Here is a 23,422-nt window from a genome sequence, read left to right on the forward strand (position 1 = left end):
CGCACCCCGCCGAACGTGCTCATCCATACAAGGAGCCGCACCTGTGAGCAGTGCCGACATCACCCCCGAGACCTCGGACAACGCAGCGCTGCGTGCCGACATCCGCCGCCTCGGCGAACTGCTGGGCGAGACCCTGGTACGCCAGGAAGGGCCCGAACTCCTCGATCTTGTGGAACGCGTCCGCGCACTCACCCGTACGGATGGCGAAGCCGCCGCCGAGCTGCTCGGCAAGACCGACCTGGAGACCGCGGCCAAGCTGGTGCGCGCCTTCTCCACCTACTTCCACCTCGCCAACATCACCGAGCAGGTCCACCGCGGAAAGGAACTGCGCGCCCGCCGCGCCGCCGAGGGCGGACTGCTCGCCCGTACGGCCGACCGGCTCAAGGACGCCGACCCCGAGCACCTGCGCCAGACGGTCAAGAACCTCAACGTCCGGCCCGTCTTCACCGCACACCCCACCGAAGCCGCCCGTCGCAGCGTCCTCAACAAGCTCAGGCGTATCGCGGCGCTCCTGGAAACCCCCGTCGAGGGCGGCGACTGCCGCCGCCAGGACCTGCGCCTGGCCGAGAACATCGACCTCATCTGGCAGACCGACGAGCTCCGCGTCGTACGCCCCGAGCCCGCCGACGAAGCCCGCAACGCCATCTACTACCTCGACGAGCTCCACCAGGGTGCCGTCGGCGACGTCCTCGAAGACCTCGCCGCCGAGCTGGAGCGCGTCGGCGTCGAGCTGCCCGCCGGCACCCGGCCCCTGACCTTCGGCACCTGGATCGGCGGCGACCGCGACGGCAACCCCAACGTCACCCCCGACGTCACCCGCGAAGTGCTGATCCTCCAGCACGAGCACGGCATCACCGACGCCATCGAGATCATCGACCAGCTGCGCGGCCTGCTCTCCAACTCCATCCGCTACACCGGCGCCACCGATGAGCTGCTCTCCTCCCTCCAGACCGACCTCGAACGGCTCCCCGAGATCAGCCCCCGCTACAAGCGCCTCAACGCCGAAGAGCCCTACCGCCTCAAGGCCACCTGCATCCGGCAGAAGCTCGTCAACACCCGCGAGCGCCTCGCCAAGGGCACCCCGCACGAGGCAGGCCGCGACTACCTCGGCACCGCCGAGCTGCTGCAGGACCTCAGCCTCATCCAGGAATCCCTGCGCGCCCACCGCGGCGGCCTGTTCGCCGACGGCCGGCTCGACCGCACCATCCGCACCCTCGCCGCCTTCGGCCTCCAGCTCGCCACCATGGACGTACGCGAGCACGCCGACGCCCACCACCACGCACTCGGCCAGCTCTTCGACCGTCTCGGCGAGGAATCCTGGCGGTACGCGGATATGCCCCGCGACTACCGCACCAAGCTGCTCGCCAAGGAACTGCGCTCCCGCCGCCCCCTGGCCCCGCAGCACGCCCCGCTGGACGCCGCGGGTGCCAAGACCCTCGGCGTCTTCCACACCATCGGCGAGGCCCTGGAGCGCTTCGGCCCCGAAGTCATCGAGTCCTACATCATCTCCATGTGCCAGGGCGCCGACGATGTGTTCGCCGCCGCCGTCCTCGCCCGCGAAGCCGGCCTCATCGACCTCCACGCCGGCTGGGCCAAGATCGGCATCGTCCCGCTGCTGGAGACCACCGACGAGCTCAAGCAGGCCGACACCATCCTCGACGAGATGCTCGCCGACCCTTCCTACCGGCGGCTGGTCGCCCTCCGCGGCGACGTCCAGGAAGTGATGCTCGGCTACTCCGACTCCTCCAAGTTCGGCGGCATCACCACCAGCCAGTGGGAGATCCACCGCGCTCAGCGGCGGCTGCGCGACGTCGCCCACCGCCACGGCGTGCGGCTGCGGCTCTTCCACGGCCGCGGCGGCACCGTCGGCCGCGGCGGCGGCCCCACCCACGACGCGATCCTCGCCCAGCCCTGGGGCACCCTCGAGGGTGAGATCAAGGTCACCGAGCAGGGCGAGGTCATCTCCGACAAGTACCTGGTGCCGTCCCTGGCCCGGGAGAACCTCGAGCTGACCGTCGCCGCCACCCTCCAGGCCTCCGCCCTGCACACCGCGCCGCGCCAGTCCGACCAGGCCCTCGCCCGCTGGGACGCGGCCATGGACACCATCTCCGACGCCGCCCACCGCGCCTACCGGCGACTGGTGGAAGACCCGGACCTGCCCGCGTACTTCTTCGCCTCCACCCCCGTCGACCAGCTCGCCGAACTGCACCTGGGTTCCCGCCCCTCCCGGCGGCCCGACTCCGGAGCCGGACTCGACGGGCTGCGCGCCATCCCGTGGGTCTTCGGCTGGACCCAGTCCCGCCAGATCGTCCCCGGCTGGTTCGGCGTGGGATCAGGGCTCAAGGCCGCGCGCGAGGCCGGACTCGACACGGTCATCGAGGAGATGCACCAGCACTGGCACTTCTTCCGCAACTTCCTGTCCAACGTCGAGATGACGCTGACCAAGACCGACCTGCGGATCGCCCGCCACTACGTCGACACCCTCGTGCCCGACCACCTCAAGCACATCTTCGACGTGATCACGGCCGAGCACGAACTCACCGTGCAGGAAGTCCTGCGCATCACCGGCGAACGCGAACTGCTCGACCACAACCCGGTCCTGCAGCAGACCTTCCGCGTCCGCGACGCCTACCTCGACCCGATCTCCTACCTCCAGGTCAGCCTGCTGCACCGGCAGCGCACGGCCGCCGAACGGGGCGAGCAGCCCGACCCCCTGCTCTCCCGGGCCCTGCTGCTCACCGTCAACGGCGTCGCCGCCGGACTCCGCAACACCGGCTGACGTACGGCCAGACGACAGCGGCGCCGGACCCCCGAGCGGGGATCCGGCGCCGCCGGCGTATCGGCCCGGCCTCAGCTCCGGCCACGGGCGCGCCGACGCATCATCAGCACGCCACCCGCACCGAGCAGCAGCGCCGCCGCGACGGACACACCAGTCACCGAAGCACCGGTCTCCGCCAGGTCACCGCCACCACTGCCGTTCGCCTCCGAACCGCCCGCCACGGCCGCCGACGGGCTGCTGGACGCCTTGTCCTCCGGCTCCGAGACGCCAACGGACGCGCTGACAGAGGCGCTCACGGACGCGCTCACCGACGGCGCCGGCCGGCCCGGCTTGCCGTCGTCCCCGCACTCGGTCCAGAACACCTTGTGCTTGGCCTCGCCGTGCTCGCCGTCGAAGTTCCAGATCAGCTTGTAATGGCCATCAGGCAGCTGCATCTCGTTACTGCTGCCGTGCCCCTCGGCATCCAGCGACAGGGCACCGCTCGTGGCCACTGTGCCCTTGGTGCCGGTCGGCGGCATCTCGACGATCTTCCAGTCGACCTGCTGACCGCCGTCGAAACCAAAGGCATCGAGGTAGAACTCGCAAACGTGAGGCTCATTCTTACGAAGCTCCTCACCCGTCGAGGCATCGTGAATCTTCACCGTGCCGTTGTCACCGGGAGGAGTCGCGTACGCGGCCGGGCCGAGCAGCAGCGAAGCCGCTGCGGCTGCCGTCACCGCGCACGCCGAAGAGAGCATGCGCATGGGCTACCAACTTCGGGAAGAGAAGAAGGGGGAAGGGAGGGGGGTGGCGAATCAGCTTGCTGCGTCCCTGACGACCGGTCAAGTCGCATACGCACCATCCGCCCCTTTACAGCGGCCACGCCCCAAAGGCCGTGCATAACGATCCGGTCAACTGGCGGGATTCAAGCCCCATCACATGGCCGGTTCACCACGCTCCGGGCGCTCACAAGGTGGCGAACGACACCCCCATCAGCGCCGCCCCCAACAACCCCAGCACCCACGCCGTACGCCGCATCCGCAACCCGCCGGCCAACACCAGCGCCGCCAGCAACAGCCCGCCGCCCAGCGGCACCCACGCGCGCAACACCCCCGCCGTACCCGTCCGCACCACCTCGTCCGTACCCGGCTTCACCGCGACCAGCAGCCGCTCGCTGTTCCTGTGCGTGACAGCCCTGTCGATCCTCACCTTCGGACGCGCCGTCCCCGACCCACCAGCCGGCACAAACGGCCCCGTGCACACATCCTTCGTACAACGCTCCACCGTCATCGTGCCGCGCTCGCGGCCCTTGGACAGCATCGCGTGCTGCGCCGTACCCCACGACGCCCACACGCCCCCCGCAACCAGCAACAAGGCCACGACAGCCATCGCCGCGTTCTTCAAGAGAAGCAACAACCCATACGCAGACTCGCCCGCGCGTCGGGTGCGGCTGCGCTTGGCAACGGTTTCAGCCATGGCCGCGATCCTTCGCCATGCCAAAGCCATGGGTCAACCTACGGCCGCCGCCTTGGGAGAGGCTGTCCCCGAACGAGCGTTACGAGTTGTACGTACCCTGCGCCCGCTCCAGACCGTCCACAATCAGACACTCCACCGCGTCCGCCGCACGGTCCAGGAAATAGTCCAACTCCTTACGCTCCGCCGCGGAAAAGTCCTTCAGCACAAACGCCGCCACATCCATCCGCCCCGGCGGCCGGCCGATCCCGAACCGCACCCGGTGATAATCCGGCCCCAGCGACTTCGTGATCGACTTCAGCCCGTTGTGCCCGTTGTCCCCCCCGCCCTTCTTCAGCCGCAGCGCCCCGTAATCGATATCCAGCTCATCATGAATCGCCACGATGTTGCCGACCGGCACCTTGTAGAAATCGCGCAGCGCCGTCGTCGGCCCACCCGACAGATTCATGTACGACATCGGCTTGGCGACCACCACCCGGCGGCCGGCCGGGCCCGGACCACCCAACCGCCCCTCCACCACCTGCGCACGCGACTTGTGCGCCTTGAAACGGCCACCCATCCGCTCCGCCAGAAGATCGGCCACCATGAACCCCACATTGTGCCGGTTCGCCGCATACCCCGGCCCAGGGTTGCCCAGCCCCACGATCAGCCAAGGGCTGTCTGCGTCGCTCATCTGCCTTCTCCTGCCGCGATCGGTACATATCTCCACACATACAGCCGCCGTCCCGCTCCTGCGGAGCGGGACGGCGGCTGAACAGAGGATTCTGAGCTGATCCGGGAAGCGGATCAGGCCTCGGCGCCCTCGCCCTCACCCTCCTCGGCCGCCGCCTCACCCCGAGCCTCCTCGGCCTGCGCGGCCAGAACCTGCAGCACCACGGCGTCCTCCTCGACGGCCAGCGTCACACCGTTCGGCAGAGCGATGTCCTTGGCGAGCACCGAGTCACCCGCCTCCAGGCCCTCGATCGACGCGGTGACCGACTCCGGGATGTGCGTGGCCTCCGCCTCGACCGGCAGCGCGTTCAGCACGTGCTCCAGCAGGTTGCCACCCGGCGCCAGCTCGCCCTCGGTCTGGATCGGAACCTCGACCGTGACCTTCTCGCCGCGCTTCACCAGCAGCAGGTCCACGTGCTCGATGAAGCCCTTCAGCGGGTCACGCTGCACCTGCTTCGGGATCACCAGCTCACGACGGCCGTCGACCTCCAGGCCGATCAGCACGTTCGGCGTCTTCAGCGCGAGGAACAGGTCGTGGCCCGGCAGGCTCACGTGCAGCGGCTCAGCACCGTGGCCGTACACCACGCCGGGAACCTTGTTGGCGCGACGGGCACGGCGGGCAGGGCCCTTGCCGAACTCCGTACGGATCTCACCGGCGATCTTGACCTCAGCCATCATGCACTCCTCGTAGGCTGTGCTTCCTGAAACGAAAGCTCGTAATGGGTGACCGTCACCCGGCCACGACAGACCTGCTACGAAGAGCGCGTCGATAACGGACCGCCGCACCACGTGAGTGCGGCCTCCCTCGCCGAGCAACTCGTCGAGTCTACCCGGCGGGGAGGCCGCCCCCAAAGTTGACCATCAGCGCCACACGGCGCGCCGGCTCATTGCTCCTCGAACAGGCTCGTCACCGAGCCGTCCTCGAACACCTCACGCACCGCCCGCGCGATCGTCGGAGCCATCGACAGCACCGTGATCTTGTCGAGGTCCACCTCGCCCGGCGTCGGCAGTGTGTTGGTGAACACGAACTCGCTCACCTTCGAGTTCTTCAACCGGTCCGCCGCCGGACCCGACAGCACACCGTGCGTCGCCGTCACGATCACGTCCTCCGCACCATTGGCGAACAGCGCCTCCGCCGCGGCGCAGATCGTGCCACCGGTGTCCACCATGTCGTCGACCAGGACACACACCCGGCCCCGCACATCACCCACGACCTCGTGCACCGTGACCTGGTTCGCCACATCCTTGTCGCGGCGCTTGTGCACGATCGCCAGCGGCGCACCCAGCCGGTCACACCAACGGTCCGCGACACGCACCCGGCCCGCGTCCGGAGAGACCACCGTCAGCTTGTCCCGGTCCACCTTCGCGCCCACGTAATCCGCCAGCACCGGCAGCGCGAACAGGTGATCCACCGGGCCGTCGAAGAACCCCTGGATCTGGTCCGTGTGCAGATCCACCGTGAGGATCCGGTCCGCACCCGCGGTCTTCAGCAGGTCCGCGATCAGACGCGCCGAAATCGGCTCACGGCCGCGGTGCTTCTTGTCCTGACGGGCATACCCGAAGAACGGCAGGATCACAGTGATGCTCCGAGCGGAAGCCCGCTTCAGAGCGTCAATCATGATCAGCTGCTCCATGATCCACTTATTGATGGGAGCCGTGTGGCTCTGCATCAGGAAGCAGTCGGCACCACGGGCCGACTCCTGGAAACGGACATAGATCTCGCCGTTGGCGAAGTCGAAAACCTTGGTCGGGACCAGGCCGACGCCAAGCTGGTGCGCGACCTCCTCCGCCAGCTCGGGGTGGGCGCGGCCGGAGAAGAGCATCAGCTTCTTCTCGCCGGTCGTCTTGATCCCGGTCACTGCACAGTCTCCTTGGGTTCCACTTGCGTGTGCCTTTCACGGTACGCCCCCGCACGGCGTACCCGTGCACGGTCACTGCTCGGCGCGATCCTGCCGCTGAGCAGCCTGCGCGGCCTGCGCGGCCTGCGCGGCCGCGCTTCCCGGGCGCTTACGAGCCACCCAGCCCTCGATGTTCCGCTGCTGGCCGCGAGCCACAGCGAGCGAACCCGGGGGTACATCCTTCGTGATCACCGAGCCGGCGGCCGTATAGGCACCATCCCCAACCGTGACAGGAGCCACAAACATGTTGTCCGAACCCGTCCGGCAATGCGACCCGATCGTCGTGTGGTGCTTGCTCACACCGTCGTAGTTCACAAACACGCTCGCCGCGCCGATGTTGGAGTACTCGCCGATCGTCGCATCGCCCACGTACGACAGATGCGGCACCTTCGTACCCTCGCCGATGTCGGCGTTCTTCATCTCCACATACGTGCCGGCCTTGGCCTTGCGCCCCAGCTTCGTACCGGGCCGCAGGTACGCGTACGGGCCCGCGGTCGCGTCGGGGCCGACCAGCGCGCCGTCCGCCACCGTGTACGACACCCGGGCGCCCTCGCCCACGGTCGTGTCCGTCAGGGTGCAGTTCGGACCCACCTCGGCGCGTGCCGCCACATGGGTGCTGCCATGCAGCTGCACACCCGGGTGGATCACGGCGTCCGGCTCGAACGTCACCGTCACGTCCACCCATGTCGTGGCCGGATCCACGACCGTCACACCGCTGAGCATCGCCGCACGCAACAGCCGCTCGTTCAGCAGCCGGCGGGCCTCGGCCAGCTGCACGCGGTTGTTGATGCCCACGATCTCCTGGTGATCGGCGGCGACGGACGCCCCCACCCGGTGACCGGCCTGCCGCAGGATGCCGAGCACATCCGTGAGGTATTCCTCACCCTGGCTGTTGTCCGTACGCACCTTCCCCAGCGCGTCGGCCAGCAGCCGCCCGTCGAAGGCGAACACCCCGGAGTTGATCTCGGCGATCGCGCGCTGCTCGTCGGTGGCGTCCTTGTGCTCGACGATCGCGGTGACCGCGCCGTCGGCCGGGTCGCGCACGATCCGGCCGTAGCCGGTGGCGTCGGGGACCTCGGCGGTCAGCACGGTGACGGCGTTGCCCTCGGCGGCGTGCGTGGCGGCGAGACGCCGGAGCGTCTCACCGGTGAGCAGCGGGGTGTCGCCGCAGACGACGATCACGGTCCCGTCCACGACGGTGCCGCTGCGGTCCAGCTCTTCCAGAGCCATGCGGACGGCGTGGCCGGTGCCGTTCTGCTCGTGCTGCACGGCGGTGCGGATGCCCGGGTCGATCTCGGAGAGATGCGCGGTGACCTGCTCGCGGGCGTGGCCGACGACTACGACGAGATGCTCCGGATCGAGCTCGCGGGACGCGGCCACGACGTGGCCGACGAGGGAGCGACCGCAGAGGGAGTGCAGGACCTTGGGGGTCGCCGACTTCATACGGGTACCCTCACCCGCTGCGAGAACGACGACGGCTGCCGGGCGGATGGCGCTCACGGGTGTGCCCTTCGGCTTCGGGTGGTGGACACACGCAGGATACCGGGGTGTTTGGGACCAGAAATGCGGGCGGGTCCTGACCTGGAGGTCAGGACCCGATGATTCGAACTTTGAGCTCCCCTGCCAGGACTCGAACCCGGACAAATGGCACCAAAAGCCACGGTGCTGCCAATTACACCACAGGGGATAGCAAAGAGGGCTAAAGCGGACATTCCGCTGTGTCGCCCTGCTTGGCACCCAACACTATGCCGTACCACCAGCCTTCGATGCGACGGTATAGCTCGGCGCCGCCCAGTACTTGTACGACCAGGCAGCCCCTGTATCCGTCCCCGACGTTCTTGCGCGTGGTCTTTGGGTTGTGTTTCTTCAGCGTGGTCTTACTGAACCTTGCGACGTCCACGCCGACCAGGTCTGCCCAGTAGTGCTCCGCCGCCTCCACGTCGGCAGATTCGTGGATCTGTACGCGAAACGTCAGGCGGTCAGCTGCGACACCAAGCACCGCGAGCCAGGCGAGGTAGAACTCGATCATGTCGGGATCACTGTTGACGAAGATGACCCTGTCGTTACTCCGCGTATGAGCCTTCGTTTTGGCGCCCTCGGCCCAGTAGAGGCCGACGCCGATCAGGAACAACTCCCGGTCCGTCATGCGGCCAATCTCCTGGGCGGCCGCCAGCTTGGTCTGCTGGCGCTTGATGTCGCGCTCCCGCCGATGTGGCGCCCAGCGGGCCTCGCGCATGCGGTGTAAGCGCTCCGGCGATGTCCGCGGTTTCGGGAGATCGCGGACCCACAGGGACACCGAACTCTTCGAGACCCCGAGCTCCGCGACGATCTCGTCGTATGTCTTGCCCGCGCGGCGCAGGTCGCGGGCGCGGGCCTTCAGCGCTGTTTTGGCTTGAACCATGCGCAGCAGCTTTGTCGTCCAAGTCTGCGAGTGAGTCGAAAACCCGGACGATTCAGCAGTTCGAGTGATGGGTGGGAAGACCAGGCATGTGCGGATCTGTCGCAGGCATGGAAACTCCGCGGAGGGGCCGCGGGGTGCGCCCGTAGGCTGGTTGCCATGACCACGACGGGGGAAGTTGCGGACGGTGGGGCGCGGGGCGCGCCGGTGGGGCTGTGGTGGTGGGGTCGGCGGCGGAGCATGGTGCTCGATGTCTTTCTGGCCGTCGCATCCACCGTGGAGTGCGCTTTCGAGGGCATGTCGTTCGCGGATGAGGCGCGGATTCCGGGGGCAGCGGGGGTGCTGCTCGGGCTGATCTCGGGGGCCACGCTGTTGCTGCGCCGCCGATGGCCGATTGCGGTGGTGCTGGTCGCGGTCGCGGTCTCTCCGGCCGAGATGGGCTTCTTGCTCGGCATCGTCAGCCTGTACACCCTCGCCGCGTCCGATGTGCCGCGGCGGATCACGGTGGTACTGGCCGGGATGTCGGGGGCCGGGACGTTGCTGGTGACGTTCATCCGCTTCCACGAGGACATGCGGCATGACGGTTACCACCCGCCGCTCTGGGTGGTGGCGCTGGTCTCGGTGCTGATGGCGCTGGGGCTGACGGCCCCGCCGTTGCTGTTCGGGTTGTACCTCGGGGCGCGTCGGCGGCTGGTGGAGAGCCTGCGGGAGCGGGCGGACGGCCTGGAGCGGGAGTTGTCGCTGCTGGCGGAGCGCGCGGAGGAGCGGGCCGAGTGGGCGCGGAATGAGGAGCGGACCCGGATCGCTCGGGAGATGCACGATGTGGTGGCGCACCGGGTGAGCCTGATGGTGGTGCATGCCGCGGCGTTGCAGGCGGTGGCGCTGAAGGATCCGGAGCGGGCGGCGCGGAACGCGGGGCTGGTGGGGGAGATGGGCCGGCAGGCGTTGACGGAGCTGCGGGAGATGCTGGGTGTGCTGCGCGTGGGGTCGGAGGTGCCGGAGGCGGGCTTCGGCGCGGGGGGTTCCGGCGGTGTGGGCGAGCGCCGGTCGGTTCCGGAGCTGCAGCGTCATGACGAGGAGGACGGCTCGGACGGCCCGTCGTTGAGCGAGCTGGAGACGCTGGTGGGCCAGTCGCGGACGGCGGGGATGGCGGTGGAGCTGTCGGTGGAGGGGGAGGTGCGCAGCTGTGCGCCGCGGGTTGAGCAGACGGCTTATCGCGTGGTGCAGGAGGGTCTGACGAATGTGCACAAGCATGCGGCGGGCGCGACGGCACGGGTGAGGCTGGCGTACCGGGAGGGGGAGGTGGCGGTGCTGGTGGAGAACGGGCCGCCGCCGGAGGGGGGCTCGGATGCGGGGTTGCCCAGTGGTGGCAATGGTTTGGTGGGGATGCGGGAGCGGGTGACCGCGTTGGGGGGTGGTTTTGTGTCGGGGCCGACGGAGGCGGGGGGTTTCCGGGTGTCGGCGGTGTTGCCGGATCGTACGGGTGGGGCCAGTGGTGCGGGTGCGCGGGAGGGTGTGGTCGCTGCCGGTGGCGCGGATCGTGCGGGGTGAGCCGCTGGGTGTCGGCGCCGGGGCTCCACGGGCACGGTTGATCAGGTGGTGAGCCGGGCGGGGCGGGTGCCGGTGATGAGGGTGGCGAGGGCTTGGTCGATGGTGTGGCCGAGGTACCAGTCGCCGGTGTGGTCGAGGCTGTAGACGCGGCCTTCGGTGTCGATGGCGAGGACGGCTCCGCTGCTGCGGGTTTCTTCCCCGAGGGGGCAGAGCTGGGTGCCGAGGGCGTGGCCGAGGTCGGCGAGGGTGCGGGCGTGGTGGAGTCCGCGCAGCGGGTCGAGGAGGACGGGGGTGGGGGCGATGTGCCGTCCGGGGCCGAGGCTGGTGATGTGGAGTCCGCCGAATTCGGCCCAGGCTTCGACGGCCGCGGGGAAGACGGTGTGCCGGTGTCCGGCGGGGGAGGTGTGGGCGCGGAGGGTGTCGGCCCAGATTTCGGCTTGTTTGATGTCCCAGCGGCCGGCTTGCCAGCCTGCGTCGCGCAGGGCGGCGTCGACGGCGACGGGGAAGCGGGTGGACGTGGGGTCGATGGGGGGCATGTATCAGCTCCCGTCCGCCGGGTCGATGGGGCGTACGCCGAAGTGGGCGAGGAGGGGGGCGCAGGAGCGGCAGGGCGGGGCGTAGGCGCCGTGGCGTGGGTCGCCGTCTTCGCGGATGTGCCGGGCGGTGATTTTGGAGTGTTTGAGGGCGCGGCGGGCTTCGCCGTGGGTGAGGGGCTTGCGTGAGGCGCGTTTGCTGCGGGCGGCTTCCGCGGTGGTGAGGTAGCGGGAGAGCAGGACGGCTTCGGGACACCGGCCGGTGAAGCGTTCCCGCTTGTCGGTGGTGAGGGTGTCGAGGAAGTCCTGGACGAGTGGGTGGAGGGCGGGGGGTTGGTCGCCTTTGCCGGCGGTGGCGGTGAGGGTTTCGCCGCGGACGGAGAGGGCGGCGGCTATGGCGGGCAGGATGCCGTCGCGGCGGTGGCGGAGTGCCGCCGGTGTGGTGGCGGTGTCGGTGCTGCTCCAGCTGAGCCGGGGGTCGCCCGACGGGTCGGCAGCGGTGTCCGGTGTGGTGCTCATGGTGGTGCCTACTCCTCCTGCGCATCCCCCGAGTTTGCTGGGACAGCCTGCCAAAGGTGCAGGCAGATGGGGAAGTCGAGGCGTGATTAACGGGTCGTCATGACATCGTCTGACACCTGGAATCCGGCATTCCGGCCGGGGCTTGTGGCGCCTGGAAGATGGGGTGGGCCAGGGGGTGCGGGGCGCTGTGCGTCGGTGCGCGGAGCAGGCCCTACGGTGTGCGGGATGGGGGAGGGCCGCCCTGTTGCGACACCACATAGGCTGTGCATATTAGCCAGATGTACCAGGGGGCAAGCGCCATGACGACAGGTCGGCTCGGGCTGGGGGCACCTCCCAGCTCCCAGGCTGGGGGACAGGCCGCGCCGCCGAACGCGGCCTATGCCGGGCAGGTCGTGCAGTTTCCGGATCCGGTCCGGGCCGCCCGCCACCCCAGGGGCGTGCGCGTGGATGACCACGGGTTTCCGGACTTCTCGCCGTATGCCCGGGCGGCGGCGGAGATCGCGGAGCCGCCGGAGGGTTTTGGCATCGATGAGCTGCGGCTGACGGACTTTGTGTCGGCGAATGCCGCGCTGCACGCTGCCGGCCACGAGTTGTGGGCGAACCTGCCGCCGGTCGCGACGCCGCATGGCTGGACGTGGCATCACGTGGTGGGCAGCCGGCGGATGGAGCTGGTTCCGGTTGAGGTGAAGGCGCTGCTGCGGCATCACGGCGGGCTGGCGACGGCGGCTGTGGACCACAACAAGCGCGGTACGCGCCCGTTGCAGGAGACCCGGCCGGCGCATTTCGGCCTGCCTCGTGCGGCGTTGGCGGTGTCGGAGGAGCAGGTTCTGGGCGTGGAGGAGGATCTGGGCTATCGGCTGCCGGGTGCGTACCGCGCGTTCTTGAAGGCGGCGGGTGGTTGTGCGCCGGTGGGGGTGGCGCTGGACGCGGAGCTGGGGCTGCTGGTGGACCAGCCGTTCTTCACGGTGCGGGATGAGGCGGCGGTCAATGACCTGGTGTACGTCAACAAGTGTCTGCGGGACCACATCACCAAGGACTTTCTGGGGGTGGCCTTTGTGCAGGGCGGGCTGCTCGCGGTGAAGGTGAAGGGCGAGGCGGTCGGCTCGGTGTGGTTCTGCGCGTACGACGATGCGCGCGACCGGGACAGCTGGGCGGTTCAGGAGCGGGCCTTGAACCTTCTGCTGCCGTGCGGTGCGGACTTCGACGGGTTTCTGCAGCGGCTGGCGGGCAGTCCGCCGGAGTTGGAGACCGTGGCGAGGCTGATGGTGGACGGTGGCTTCGCGCGTGCCGTGCCGGTGGAGGGGTGAGCGCGGTGGTGACGTTCGCGCAGGCGCAGGAGCGCGCGGAGCACTGGGTCAACGGCGATGTGCCGGCGGACCGGCACCGTCAGGTGCGGGTGCGGGAGTTCGACTTGGGCTTTGTGGCCTGGGCCGAGGACGCGCAGGGCGGTCCGGCGTCGGACGGTGGCCGGATGAGGCTGGTGATCGCCCGGGACAGTGGGGAGGCCACGCTGTGGCCGGGGCTGCCGGTGGGTGAGGTCATCCGCCGGTATGAGGAGGAGTACGGGACGGCGGCCAACGCGGCTGTGGCGGCGGACGTGCCGCCGCCGCGTGTCGATCTGGAGGCGACGTCGTTTTTGCTCACTCCGCCGCAGTGGTTGCAGGAGGCGGCGGATCGGGCTGGTATCCCAGGGCTGCGGGCGGGGGACTCCTCGGGTGGTGCCTCTGATATGTCGGGTTCGTCTGCGGGGGGCACGCCGTGGGCCGACGCCAACTCGGCGTCCGATGACGATGAGCGCTCGGTCGTCCCGCCGGCGACGGTTTTCGCTCCGCCGTTGGTGGGGGCCGACGACGACACTCCACCGCCGGGTGTGAGTGCCGATGCCAAGACCAAGTTGATCGCGGGTGGCAGGCTGCCGCGGACGGCGGTCCAGCCGGGTATGGATGACGCGGGTTCGGGTGCGGGTGCTGCGGGGGCCGGCGCTGCGCAGCCGCCCGCCGCGCCGCAGGGCGTGCCGGGCGCGTCGGGTGGGCCCGGCGCGGGCCCGAGCGCCCCGCCTTCGCCGCCGACCGCTCCTCCGGGTGCGCCCGCGGCATCGGGTTCCGATGCGCCGGGGACCCCGGGCGGGGGCTACGTTCCGACCCAACTGGTCCCGCAACTTCCCCCGGAGGGCATGGGCATGGGCGGCCCGGCTGCGCCGCGGCCTCCCGGTCCGCCCGGTGGTGGTTCTGATACGCCGGGTGGTGGTGTGCATGCGGCGGCGACGATGCTCGCCCACCCGTCGAGTGGTCCCGGTGCGCCGGGCGTTCCGCAGCCTCCGGGCCCGCCTGGCGTGCCCGGTCCGCCGAATCCGCCGGGCCCGCCCGGCGCGCACGGCCCGGGTGGCTCGGCTGCCCCGCAGCCTCCGGGCCCGCCTGGCGTGCCCGGTCCGCCCGGTGGTGGTTCTGATACGCCGGGTGGTGGTGTGCATGCGGCGGCGACGATGCTCGTCCACCCCTCGGGTGGTGCCGGTGCGCCGGGCGTTCCGCAGCCTCCGGGTCCGCCTGGCGGCGGTGCCCCCAACCCGCATGGCCCGGGAGGCCCGGGTGCTCCGCAGCCCCCGGGCCCGCCCGGTGGTTCCCCTGCCCAAGGCCAGCCTGGCGCTCCCGGTCATGGGGTGCATGAGGCCGCGACGATGCTCGCCGGTGGCCCGGGCGCTCCCGGCATGCCGCCGGGCGCCCAGCTGCCCGGTGCTCCGGCCGCGCCGCCCGGTGCTCCGGCCGCGCCGCCCGGTGCTCCGGCCGCGCCGCCCGGTGCTCCGGCCGCGCCGCCCGGTGCGCAGGGCGTCCCGCCCCAGCCCACCGGCCAGCCCGTCGTCGGCCCGGGCTACATGGCGGTGCTCCGCTACCGCGGGCCGGACGGCTCCGAGCAGCACCTGATCCGCCGCTCCGCGCCCGGCACGCCGCACCCTGAGTGGCAGCTGCTGCACGAGCTGCGCGCGCTGAACGTGCCGCCCCAGCAGGTGCTGGAGCTGCACACCGAGCTGGAGTCCTGCGATGTGCCGGGTGGCTACTGCGCCCGTATGGTCCGCGAGAACTGGCCGCAGGTGCGGATCAGCCACACCGCCCCGTACGGCCGTGACCATGCCACGCGCCGGCAGGGCGTACATCACCTGGTCGAGCACCAGGACGAGCTGCATCAGGTCGCGGACGCCCCGGCGCGCCCCGCGCCGAACCGGGTCCCGCTGCCGCATCCCAGCCAGGTGCAGCGCGTCCCGCCGGCCCCCATGGAGGGGCTGGCCCACGAGCTGCTGCAGGCGTTCGGCCCGCAGGGTGTGTTCCGCTACGACCAGCGGGCGGTGTCCCGGCAGGGCGTGCCCGATGTGGTGGCGCAGACCCTGGTGTGGGCGGGGCTTCCGGTGGACTTCGGCCCGTTCTTCTGGGCGCAGGCGCAGCCGGGCCGGCCGGTGCCGACGCTGGGTGAGCTGGCTGCGGAGCGGCAGGTCCAGGCGGCGCCGGACGCGGGCTCGTATCTGGTGATGGGCAGTGACTTCGGCCGGCAGCTGTGTGTGCAGTACGGGACGGCGCACATCGTGGCCGTCCCGCTTGAGGCGGGACAGGGCGGGCAGCCCGCGGTGCCGCAGTTCGTGAACTCGGGGCTGCCGGAGTTCGTCCGCTGTCTGGCTCTGCTGGGGCGGATGTGGCGGCTGCGGTTCGGTCTGACGGCTGAGCAGGCGGGTCGCTGGACGGTGGATTTCCAGGCGCAGCTGTGTGCGCTGGATCCGGCGGCGCTGGAGTCGCCGGAGAGCTGGTGGGCGGTGCTGCTGGAGCAGATGTGGGACGGGCTGCTGTGATGCCGCCCCCTGGGTAGCCAGGGGTGGGTTTCGAGGCCGTGCCCGGTCGGTCGAGCGGGCACGGCTTCACCGTGTCCGCGGCGTTTGGCGCGGGGGCTGTCGATTCCGACTTCTTTGGATAAGTAACGCATCCTAGACCGGTGAGCGCGGCGGAGTGTCGCGTTATGGGCATTTCGCTTGGATCAAGAAAGATGTGCGCCGAGCGTGATGTGTACTGCATGGCACTGCATGCCGGACTAGAGGGGCTTTCTCATATGGGTGCGTCTGAGTCACCGCACGGCTTCGCCGTCGTATGGGGCCGTGGCTACCGGACCGAGCAGGTCGACCGCGTCGTCGACGCGCTGTCCGGCAGCCGTGACGAGGCCTGGGAGCGGGCCGCGCGGCTCACGGTTCTGCTGCGGCAGATGGAGGAGCAGGCGGCGCGGCTGCGCGAGGAGGTCGCGCTGCTGGCTCCGCAGACGTACGAGGAGCTGGGTCCGCGTGCTCAGCAGCTGCTGGCCACGGCGGAGGCGGAGGCCGCCGATCTGCGCGACCGTGCGGAGGCGGCGGCGCAGGAGCTCGGCGAGGAGGCCGAGGCGCAGGCGAGGGCGCTGCTGGATGCGGCTCGTGCGCATGCGACGCGGGTGCGGGCGGAGGCCGAGGAGTGGGCGGAGCGGCGCCGTGCCGAGGCGCAGCGGGCCGTCGACGAGGAGCGGCGGGAGGCCCGGCGGGAGGCCAAGGAGTGCCGGGAGGAGGCCGCGGCGGCGCTGTCGGCTGCGCGGCAGCGGACGACCGCGATGGTCGCCCATCTGGAGAAGGAGCATGCGGAGCGGGCTGAGGCGGCGGCCCGCGAGCTGGCGGCGACCGAGGCCGGGCATGACGCCCGGCTGAACGGGCTGCTGGAGCGCGCCGAGGCCAAGCTCGCCGAGGCGCAGCGCGCGTACGCGGAGGCGGAGGAGGACGCGCGGCAGCAACTGGAGGAGGCGCAGGAGCGGGGCGCGGAGATCCTTGCCGAGGCGCGGGTGCGCGAGGACCGGATCGCCCGGGAGACCGAACGGGTGCTGTGGGAGCACCGGCAGCGGCGGGAGGAGGTCCGTGCGCATCTGGCGCATGTGCGCGGCAGCCTGGCGGCTCTGACCGGGCGGATCTCCGCGGGCGGCGAGACGGGTTCGGTGCCGGGGCCGGCGCACAGTGCGGAGGACTGAGGGGGCCGGTCCCTCGTGGCGAACCCCCGTGCGCGGGAGGGTCAGCTGCCGTCCCGGTCCGGTTGCCCGTCTGTCAGGACGGGGAACCGGACCGGGGCCAGGAGCAGCAGGGCCAGCAGCCCCAGTGCGGCCGCGGCGGCCGCGCCCAGATAGACGTGGTCGACGGCCGCGTCGACGGCGCGGCGCAGGTAGTCGGCCGCCTGTGTGGTGAGGGAGCCGGGGTGCTCCAGGGCCTGCGATACGGCGTCGAGGTCGTCCGGGAGCCCGGAGCGGATGGCGGGCGGGGCCTCCTCGAGGCGGCCGGCGAGTGTGGCATTGGCGACGGCGCCGAAGAGCGCGGCCCCCAGGCTCTGCCCGACCTGGCGGCAGAAGAGCACCGATGCGGTCGCCGTACCGCGCTCGGCCCACGGGACCGTGGACTGGACGCCGACGATCAGCGGCAGCTGGAACAGTCCGAGAGCGGCGCCCAGCAGCAGCATGATCAGGGCCGGTTGCCAGGCGGCGCCGGGATAGGGCAGCAGCGGGAAGGCGAGCAGGATCAGCGCGGCGAGCCCGATGCCGAGCATCGCGGTCTGCCGGAACCCGATGCGGTTGTAGACGTGGCTGCTCAGGGCGGCGGAGAGCGGCCAGCTGAGCGTCATCACGGACAGGACGAAGCCGGCGGCGATGGGGCCGAGCCCGAGGACGGACTGGGCGTAGGTCGGCAGGAAGACGGTCGGGGCGACCATCAGCAGGCCGAGCGCGCCGAGCCCGAGGTTGACCGCCGCGATCGTACGGCGCTGCCATACCCACCCGGGGATGATCGGCTGGGCGGCCCGCCGTTCGATCCATACGGTCGCCGCCGCGCCGGCCGCACTGCCGCCGAGCAGTGCCAGGGACGGCGCCGACAGCCATGGCCAGGCGACTCCGCCCTGGACGAGGGCCGTCAGCAGCAGCCCGCCGGAGAGGAATACGGCGAGCGCCCCGGCCCAGTCGACGCGCGGCCGGGTGTGGGTGGGGCGTACGGGCTCGCGCAGGTGGCGGCCGATCAGCCACAGGGCGAGCGCGCCGACCGGCAGGTTGATGAGGAAGATCCAGCGCCAGTGGGCGTACGCGGCGAGCAGGCCGCCGACAGCCGGGCCGAGGACGGCTGACAGTGCCCACACCGTGGACAGCTTGGACTGGATCCTGGGCCGCTCCTTGAGCGGGTAGAGGTCGGCGGCGATGGTCTGGACGGTGCCCTGGATGGCGCCGCCGCCCAGGCCCTGGACGATGCGGAAGGCGATCAGCCCGGACATGTTCCACGCGCCGGCGCACAGCACCGAGCCGAGGAGGAACAGGGCGATGCCGGCGATGAGGACGGGCTTGCGGCCGAAGGTGTCGGAGAGCTTGCCGTAGACGGGGAGGGTGACGGTCGCGGCGAGCAGATAGCCGGAGAAGAGCCAGGAGAAGACGGCGAAGCCGCCGAGGTCGCCGACGATCTGGGGGACGGCCGTGGAGACGATGGTGCCGTCGAGAGCGACCAGCGCCATGCCGAGCATGAGGGCCGCGACGACGAAGCGGCTGCGCGCCGCCGGCGGCGGGCCGGCCGCCGGTATCGCCTCGCGCCGGCCGGATTCCGTATGACGCGCTGCGTCGCTCACCCGCCACCCTCCGCAGATCCGTGTACCGCACACCATTGCATGCGGGGGTCGGGGGAGGAAACCGGGCGGAGCGGATGGCGGGGCGGTTGGGCGGCCGCCTTGTCAGTCGGCCGGCGGGGTATGGGTCAGGAGATATCTGTTGACGCCAAGTGGCCGGTTCTCTGCGGAACGTGACTGGTAGAGGCGGACATCCCGGCGCCGGCCGGCCGCGTTGCGGCCGCGGCTCTGTGATGCGCAGACACGCTTGTCGGCGGGCGACGTACCCTGGGAGGACCCCCGGCCCGTGACACGTGTCGGGTGGTTCGCGTTGCCCACATCTTCACCCCGGGACGGAAAGCCGCCTTCATGAGCCTGCACGGTCTGCTCGACATCGTCGTCAACGATCCAGCGCTCGCCGAAGCGGTGAAGGCCGCCGCCGCCGGCAACCGCCCGCACCTCGACCTGGTCGGTCCGCCCGCCGCGCGGCCCTTCGCCATCGCCGCCCTCGCCCGCTCCGCGGGACGGCCCGTGCTGGCCGTGACGGCCACCGGCCGCGAGGCCGAGGACCTGGCGGCCGCGCTGCGCTCCCTCCTGCCGCCCGAAGGCGTCGTGGAGTACCCCGCCTGGGAGACGCTTCCCCACGAGCGGCTCTCGCCGCGCTCCGACACCGTCGGCCGCCGGCTGGCCGTGCTGCGCCGCCTCGCCCACCCCTCCGCGGACGACCCGTCCACCGGCCCCGTACAGGTCGTCGTCGCGCCCGTACGCTCCGTGCTGCAGCCGCAGGTCAAGGGGCTGGGCGACCTGCAGCCGGTGGCCCTGCGCAGCGGGCAGACGGCCGATCTGGAAGAGGTGGTCGACGGCCTCGCGGCCGCCGCGTACTCCCGCGTGGAGCTGGTCGAAAAGCGCGGCGAGTTCGCCGTCCGCGGCGGCATCCTCGATGTGTTCCCGCCCACCGAGGAGCACCCGCTGCGGATCGAGTTCTGGGGCGACGATGTCGAGGAGATCCGGTACTTCAAGGTCGCCGACCAGCGGTCTTTGGAGGTCGCCGAGCACGGGCTGTGGGCCCCGCCGTGCCGGGAGCTGCTGCTGACCGATGAGGTACGGCAGCGGGCCGCCGCGCTCGCCGAGCGCCACCCCGAGCTCGGCGAACTGCTCGGCAAGATCGCCGAGGGCATCGCGGTGGAGGGCATGGAGTCCCTCGCACCCGCCCTCGTCGACGAGATGGAGCTGCTGCTGGATGTGATGCCGACCGGCAGCATGGCGGTGGTCTGCGACCCCGAGCGCGTCCGCACCCGCGCGGCCGACCTCGTGGCGACCTCGCAGGAGTTCCTGCAGGCGTCGTGGGCGGCCTCGGCGGGGGGAGGGGAAGCCCCCATCGACCTTGGTGCGGCCTCCCTGTGGGGCATCGCCGACATCCGGGACCGGGCCCGTGAGATCGGCATGATGTGGTGGTCGGTGAGCCCCTTCGCCGCCGCCGAGGACCTGGACGGGGACACGCTCAAGCTCGGCATGCGCGCCCCGGAGGCATACCGCGGCGACACCGCCCGGGCAGTGGCGGACACCAAGGGCTGGCTGGCCGACGGCTGGCGCACCGTCTTCGTCACCGAGGGCCACGGCCCGGCGTCCCGTACGGTCGAAGTGCTCAGCGGTGAGAACATCCCCGCCCGCCTGGACGCGGACCTCGGCGAGATCTCCCCGTCCATCGTCCACGTCGCCTGCGGCTCCATCGACTACGGCTTCGTCGACCCCGGTCTGAAGATCGCCGTTCTCACCGAGACCGATCTGTCCGGCCAGAAGGCGGCCAGCCGGGACATGGGCCGGATGCCGGCCCGCCGCCGCAAAACCATCGACCCGCTGACCCTCCAGGCGGGCGACTACATCGTCCACGAGCAGCACGGCGTCGGCCGCTACATCGAGATGGTGCAGCGCACCGTCCAGGGCGCCACCCGCGAGTACCTGCTCGTCGAGTACGCCCCGGCCAAGCGCGGCCAGCCCGGCGACCGGCTGTACATCCCCACCGACCAGCTGGAGCAGGTCACCAAGTACGTGGGCGGCGAGGCCCCGACCCTGCACCGCCTGGGCGGCGCCGACTGGGCCAAGACCAAGGCGCGCGCCAAGAAGGCCGTCAAGGAGATCGCCGCCGACCTGATCAAGCTGTACTCGGCGCGGATGGCGGCGCCCGGCCACACCTTCGGCAAGGACACCCCCTGGCAGCGGGAGCTGGAGGACGCGTTCCCGTACAACGAGACCCCGGACCAGCTGACCACGATCGCCGAGGTCAAGGAGGACATGGAGAAGCCCGTCCCGATGGACCGGCTGATCTGCGGCGACGTCGGTTACGGCAAGACGGAGATCGCGGTGCGGGCGGCGTTCAAGGCCGTCCAGGAGGGCAAGCAGGTCGCGGTCCTGGTCCCCACGACCCTCCTCGTCCAGCAGCACTTCGGTACCTTCTCCGAGCGCTACAGCCAGTTCCCGGTGGTGGTGAAGGCGCTGTCGCGCTTCCAGACCGACACCGAGGCCAAGGCGGTCCTGGAGGGCCTGCGGGAGGGCTCGGTCGACATCGTCATCGGCACCCACCGGCTGTTCTCGTCGGAGACCAAGTTCAAGGACCTCGGTCTGGTCATCGTCGACGAGGAGCAGCGCTTCGGTGTCGAGCACAAGGAGCAGCTGAAGAAGCTGCGGGCGAACGTGGATGTGCTGACCATGTCCGCGACCCCCATCCCCCGCACCCTGGAGATGGCGGTCACCGGCATCCGGGAGATGTCGACGATCACCACCCCGCCGGAGGAGCGGCACCCGGTGCTGACCTTCGTCGGCCCGTACGATGAGAAGCAGATCGGCGCGGCCATCCGCCGTGAGCTGCTGCGCGAGGGCCAGGTCTTCTACATCCACAACCGGGTGGAGTCCATCGACCGGGCCACCGCGCGGCTGCGGGAGATCGTCCCCGAGGCCCGTATCGCCACCGCGCACGGCCAGATGTCCGAGTCGGCGCTGGAGCGGGTCGTGGTCGACTTCTGGGAGAAGAAGTTCGATGTGCTGGTCTCGACGACGATCGTGGAGTCCGGGATCGACATCTCCAACGCCAACACCCTGATCGTCGAGCGTAGCGACACCTTCGGTCTCTCCCAACTTCACCAGCTGCGCGGGCGGGTGGGCCGTGGCCGCGAGCGCGGCTACGCCTACTTCCTCTACCCGCCGGAGAAGCCGCTGACCGAGACCGCGCACGAGCGGCTGGCGACCATCGCCCAGCACACCGAGATGGGCGCGGGCATGTATGTGGCGTTGAAGGACCTGGAGATCCGCGGCGCGGGCAATCTGCTCGGCGGTGAGCAGTCCGGCCATATCGCGGGCGTCGGCTTCGACCTGTACGTACGGATGGTCGGCGAGGCCGTCGCCGACTACCGCGCCTCGCTTGAAGGCGGGGTGGAGGAGGAGGCCCCGCTCGAGGTCAAGATCGAGCTGCCGGTCGACGCGCACGTTCCGCATGACTACGCGCCGGGCGAGCGGCTGCGCCTGCAGGCCTACCGCGCGATCGCCTCCATCAACAGCGAGGAGGACATCGCGGCCGTACGGGAGGAGCTGACCGACCGGTACGGCAAGCTGCCGGAGCCGGTGGAGAACCTGCTGCTGGTCGCCGGGCTGCGGCTGCTGGCCCGCTCCTGCGGTGTCTCGGACATCACCCTTCAGGGCTCCAACGTGCGCTTCGGGCCGGTGGAGTTGCGCGAGTCGCAGGAGCTGAGACTCAAGCGGCTCCACCCGCGGTCGGTCATCAAGCCGGCGACGCGCCAGATCCTGGTGCCGCGCCCGACGACGGCGCGGATCGGCGGCAAGCCGCTGGCCGGCCGCGAACTGCTGGCGTGGACGGGCGAGTTCCTCACCACGATCCTCGGCTCGTAGCCGATCCTCCCCGGCGATCAGAGGTCGTCGGGGAGGACGCGGAACGCCTTGTGAGCGGTGAGCGGGCGCCAGGATGTGACAGCGTGGACGGGTCCTGACCACGGCCTCGGCCCGTGACAGGGCCACCGCGAGCCGTATGGATCCGGATGTACGGGTGCGGTACCGGCCGCGTGCGGGCGCATGGCAGGGTGGCCCTGTGATAGCCGCCTCTCGAACAACTGCCCGCCGGTCCGGCGCCGTTCCGCGGTCGGTGGCCGCCGCGGTGCTGGCCTGTGTGCTGGCCGGCTGCAATGGCGCCGGGCCGCTCGGGGACGGTGCCGGGGCCACCGGACCGTCGACGTCCGGACCGGCCGCCGCCTCGTCGTACGGCGTGAGCCCGCTGGACAACCCCGACGGTACGAAGCCGGGTCTCGCCCCGCTCACCTCCGAGCGGGACAGGGCGGCCGCCCGGCAGCTGATCGCCAAGGTCCGCACCGCCGGGCGCGGTCCGCGAACGGGCTATGAGCGCGACGAGTTCGGCTACGCCTGGATGGACACGGCCGACGGGGTGCCGCTGGCACGCAACGGCTGCGACACGCGCAATGACCTCCTCGCCCGCGACGGCCGGAACCGGAAGTACCGCTCCGGCTCCGACTGTGTCGTGGTCGCCCTGACCCTCAACGACCCTTATACGGGCAAGACGATCGCCTGGCGGAAGCAGCATGCGACGGCGGTCCAGATCGACCACGTGATGCCCCTGTCCTACGACTGGCAGCTGGGCGCCGCCCGCTGGAACGAGGACAGGCGGCAGCAGATCGCCAACGATCCGCTGAACCTCATCCCGGTGGACGGCCCGGCCAACTCTGCCAAGGGCGAATCCGGTCCGGCGTCGTGGCTGCCGCCGAACAAGCGGATCCGCTGCTCGTACTCGGTGCGGTTCGCCCAGGTTTCCCTCAAGTACGCGCTGCCGGTGACCGCCGCGGACAAGCGGATGATGCTGGCGCAGTGCGGCGGCTGAGGCCGTACCGCAGGCGCCGCAGCGTCGCCGGGCGCATGCGGAGCGGCGACGTGGGAGGCCGCCTCCCCCG

17 protein-coding genes and 1 tRNA gene are annotated in these 23,422 nt (G+C 70.8%); 7 read left to right on the plus strand and 11 right to left on the minus strand.

What is annotated here, in order from left to right; translation table 11 throughout:
• Window positions 1-43 precede the first annotated feature (43 nt).
• Window positions 44-2,779, plus strand: coding sequence for a phosphoenolpyruvate carboxylase (gene ppc / locus ACY34J_RS15210; protein WP_462726988.1), 2,736 nt, complete (start codon window positions 44-46; stop codon window positions 2,777-2,779).
• Between the two features lie 71 nt (window positions 2,780-2,850).
• Here the strand turns inward: ppc and ACY34J_RS15215 are convergent, their stop codons facing one another.
• The 8 genes from ACY34J_RS15215 to ACY34J_RS15250 form a co-directional block, all read right to left on the minus strand.
• A complete protein-coding gene (locus tag ACY34J_RS15215) occupies window positions 2,851-3,522 on the minus strand; it encodes an LPXTG cell wall anchor domain-containing protein (protein WP_462726987.1) in 672 nt (223 codons plus the stop codon).
• Window positions 3,523-3,724: 202 nt separating this feature from the next.
• Window positions 3,725-4,264, minus strand: a complete 540-nt coding sequence (locus ACY34J_RS15220; protein WP_462726986.1) for a hypothetical protein — start codon at window positions 4,262-4,264, stop codon at window positions 3,725-3,727.
• 49 nt (window positions 4,265-4,313) lie between these two features.
• On the minus strand, window positions 4,314-4,904 hold the full coding sequence (gene pth, locus ACY34J_RS15225; protein WP_462726985.1) for an aminoacyl-tRNA hydrolase: 591 nt from the start codon (window positions 4,902-4,904) through the stop codon (window positions 4,314-4,316).
• Window positions 4,905-5,017: 113 nt separating this feature from the next.
• Entirely contained in the window at window positions 5,018-5,617 is a 600-nt protein-coding gene (locus tag ACY34J_RS15230) for a 50S ribosomal protein L25/general stress protein Ctc (RefSeq protein WP_462726984.1), read from the minus strand.
• 209 nt (window positions 5,618-5,826) lie between these two features.
• Window positions 5,827-6,801: a ribose-phosphate diphosphokinase gene (locus ACY34J_RS15235; RefSeq protein WP_462726983.1), complete on the minus strand. Its 975-nt coding sequence runs from the start codon at window positions 6,799-6,801 to the stop codon at window positions 5,827-5,829.
• Between the two features lie 72 nt (window positions 6,802-6,873).
• Window positions 6,874-8,340 carry a bifunctional UDP-N-acetylglucosamine diphosphorylase/glucosamine-1-phosphate N-acetyltransferase GlmU gene (glmU, locus tag ACY34J_RS15240; RefSeq protein WP_462726982.1) on the minus strand — a complete coding sequence of 489 codons (1,467 nt, stop codon included), beginning with the start codon at window positions 8,338-8,340 and terminating at the stop codon, window positions 6,874-6,876.
• 115 nt (window positions 8,341-8,455) lie between these two features.
• Window positions 8,456-8,527 (minus strand) — tRNA-Gln (locus ACY34J_RS15245).
• A 12-nt stretch (window positions 8,528-8,539) separates the two neighbouring features.
• Window positions 8,540-9,310 carry a hypothetical protein gene (locus ACY34J_RS15250; protein ID WP_462727035.1) on the minus strand — a complete coding sequence of 257 codons (771 nt, stop codon included), beginning with the start codon at window positions 9,308-9,310 and terminating at the stop codon, window positions 8,540-8,542.
• Between the two features lie 87 nt (window positions 9,311-9,397).
• Between ACY34J_RS15250 and ACY34J_RS15255 the strand changes: the two genes are divergently transcribed.
• Window positions 9,398-10,789, plus strand: coding sequence for a sensor histidine kinase (locus ACY34J_RS15255; protein ID WP_462726981.1), 1,392 nt, complete (start codon window positions 9,398-9,400; stop codon window positions 10,787-10,789).
• Between the two features lie 41 nt (window positions 10,790-10,830).
• On the opposite strand, the gene ACY34J_RS15260 is transcribed toward ACY34J_RS15255, so the two are convergent.
• Complete coding sequence (locus ACY34J_RS15260; RefSeq protein ID WP_462726980.1) at window positions 10,831-11,325, minus strand: SUKH-3 domain-containing protein; 495 nt, start codon at window positions 11,323-11,325, stop codon at window positions 10,831-10,833.
• 3 nt (window positions 11,326-11,328) lie between these two features.
• Window positions 11,329-11,841, minus strand: a complete 513-nt coding sequence (locus ACY34J_RS15265; RefSeq protein ID WP_462726979.1) for a YwqJ-related putative deaminase — start codon at window positions 11,839-11,841, stop codon at window positions 11,329-11,331.
• A 299-nt stretch (window positions 11,842-12,140) separates the two neighbouring features.
• Between ACY34J_RS15265 and ACY34J_RS15270 the strand changes: the two genes are divergently transcribed.
• The 3 genes from ACY34J_RS15270 (at window position 12,141) to ACY34J_RS15280 (ending at window position 16,857) form a co-directional block, all read left to right on the plus strand.
• Window positions 12,141-13,148, plus strand: a complete 1,008-nt coding sequence (locus tag ACY34J_RS15270; RefSeq protein ID WP_462726978.1) for an SMI1/KNR4 family protein — start codon at window positions 12,141-12,143, stop codon at window positions 13,146-13,148.
• A 5-nt stretch (window positions 13,149-13,153) separates the two neighbouring features.
• Window positions 13,154-15,673: an SUKH-4 family immunity protein gene (locus tag ACY34J_RS15275; RefSeq protein WP_462727034.1), complete on the plus strand. Its 2,520-nt coding sequence runs from the start codon at window positions 13,154-13,156 to the stop codon at window positions 15,671-15,673.
• A gap of 254 nt (window positions 15,674-15,927) precedes the next feature.
• Window positions 15,928-16,857: a cellulose-binding protein gene (locus ACY34J_RS15280; RefSeq protein ID WP_462726977.1), complete on the plus strand. Its 930-nt coding sequence runs from the start codon at window positions 15,928-15,930 to the stop codon at window positions 16,855-16,857.
• Window positions 16,858-16,898: 41 nt separating this feature from the next.
• Here the strand turns inward: ACY34J_RS15280 and ACY34J_RS15285 are convergent, their stop codons facing one another.
• On the minus strand, window positions 16,899-18,515 hold the full coding sequence (locus ACY34J_RS15285) for an MDR family MFS transporter (RefSeq protein WP_462726976.1): 1,617 nt from the start codon (window positions 18,513-18,515) through the stop codon (window positions 16,899-16,901).
• Window positions 18,516-18,824: 309 nt separating this feature from the next.
• Between ACY34J_RS15285 and mfd the strand changes: the two genes are divergently transcribed.
• Both mfd and ACY34J_RS15295 read left to right on the plus strand, forming a co-directional pair.
• Window positions 18,825-22,355, plus strand: coding sequence for a transcription-repair coupling factor (gene mfd / locus ACY34J_RS15290; protein WP_462726975.1), 3,531 nt, complete (start codon window positions 18,825-18,827; stop codon window positions 22,353-22,355).
• Between the two features lie 199 nt (window positions 22,356-22,554).
• Complete coding sequence (locus ACY34J_RS15295; protein WP_462727033.1) at window positions 22,555-23,352, plus strand: HNH endonuclease family protein; 798 nt, start codon at window positions 22,555-22,557, stop codon at window positions 23,350-23,352.
• The last annotated feature ends 70 nt before the right edge of the window (window positions 23,353-23,422 follow it).

The organism is Streptomyces sp. HSS9-12 (assembly GCF_054963655.1).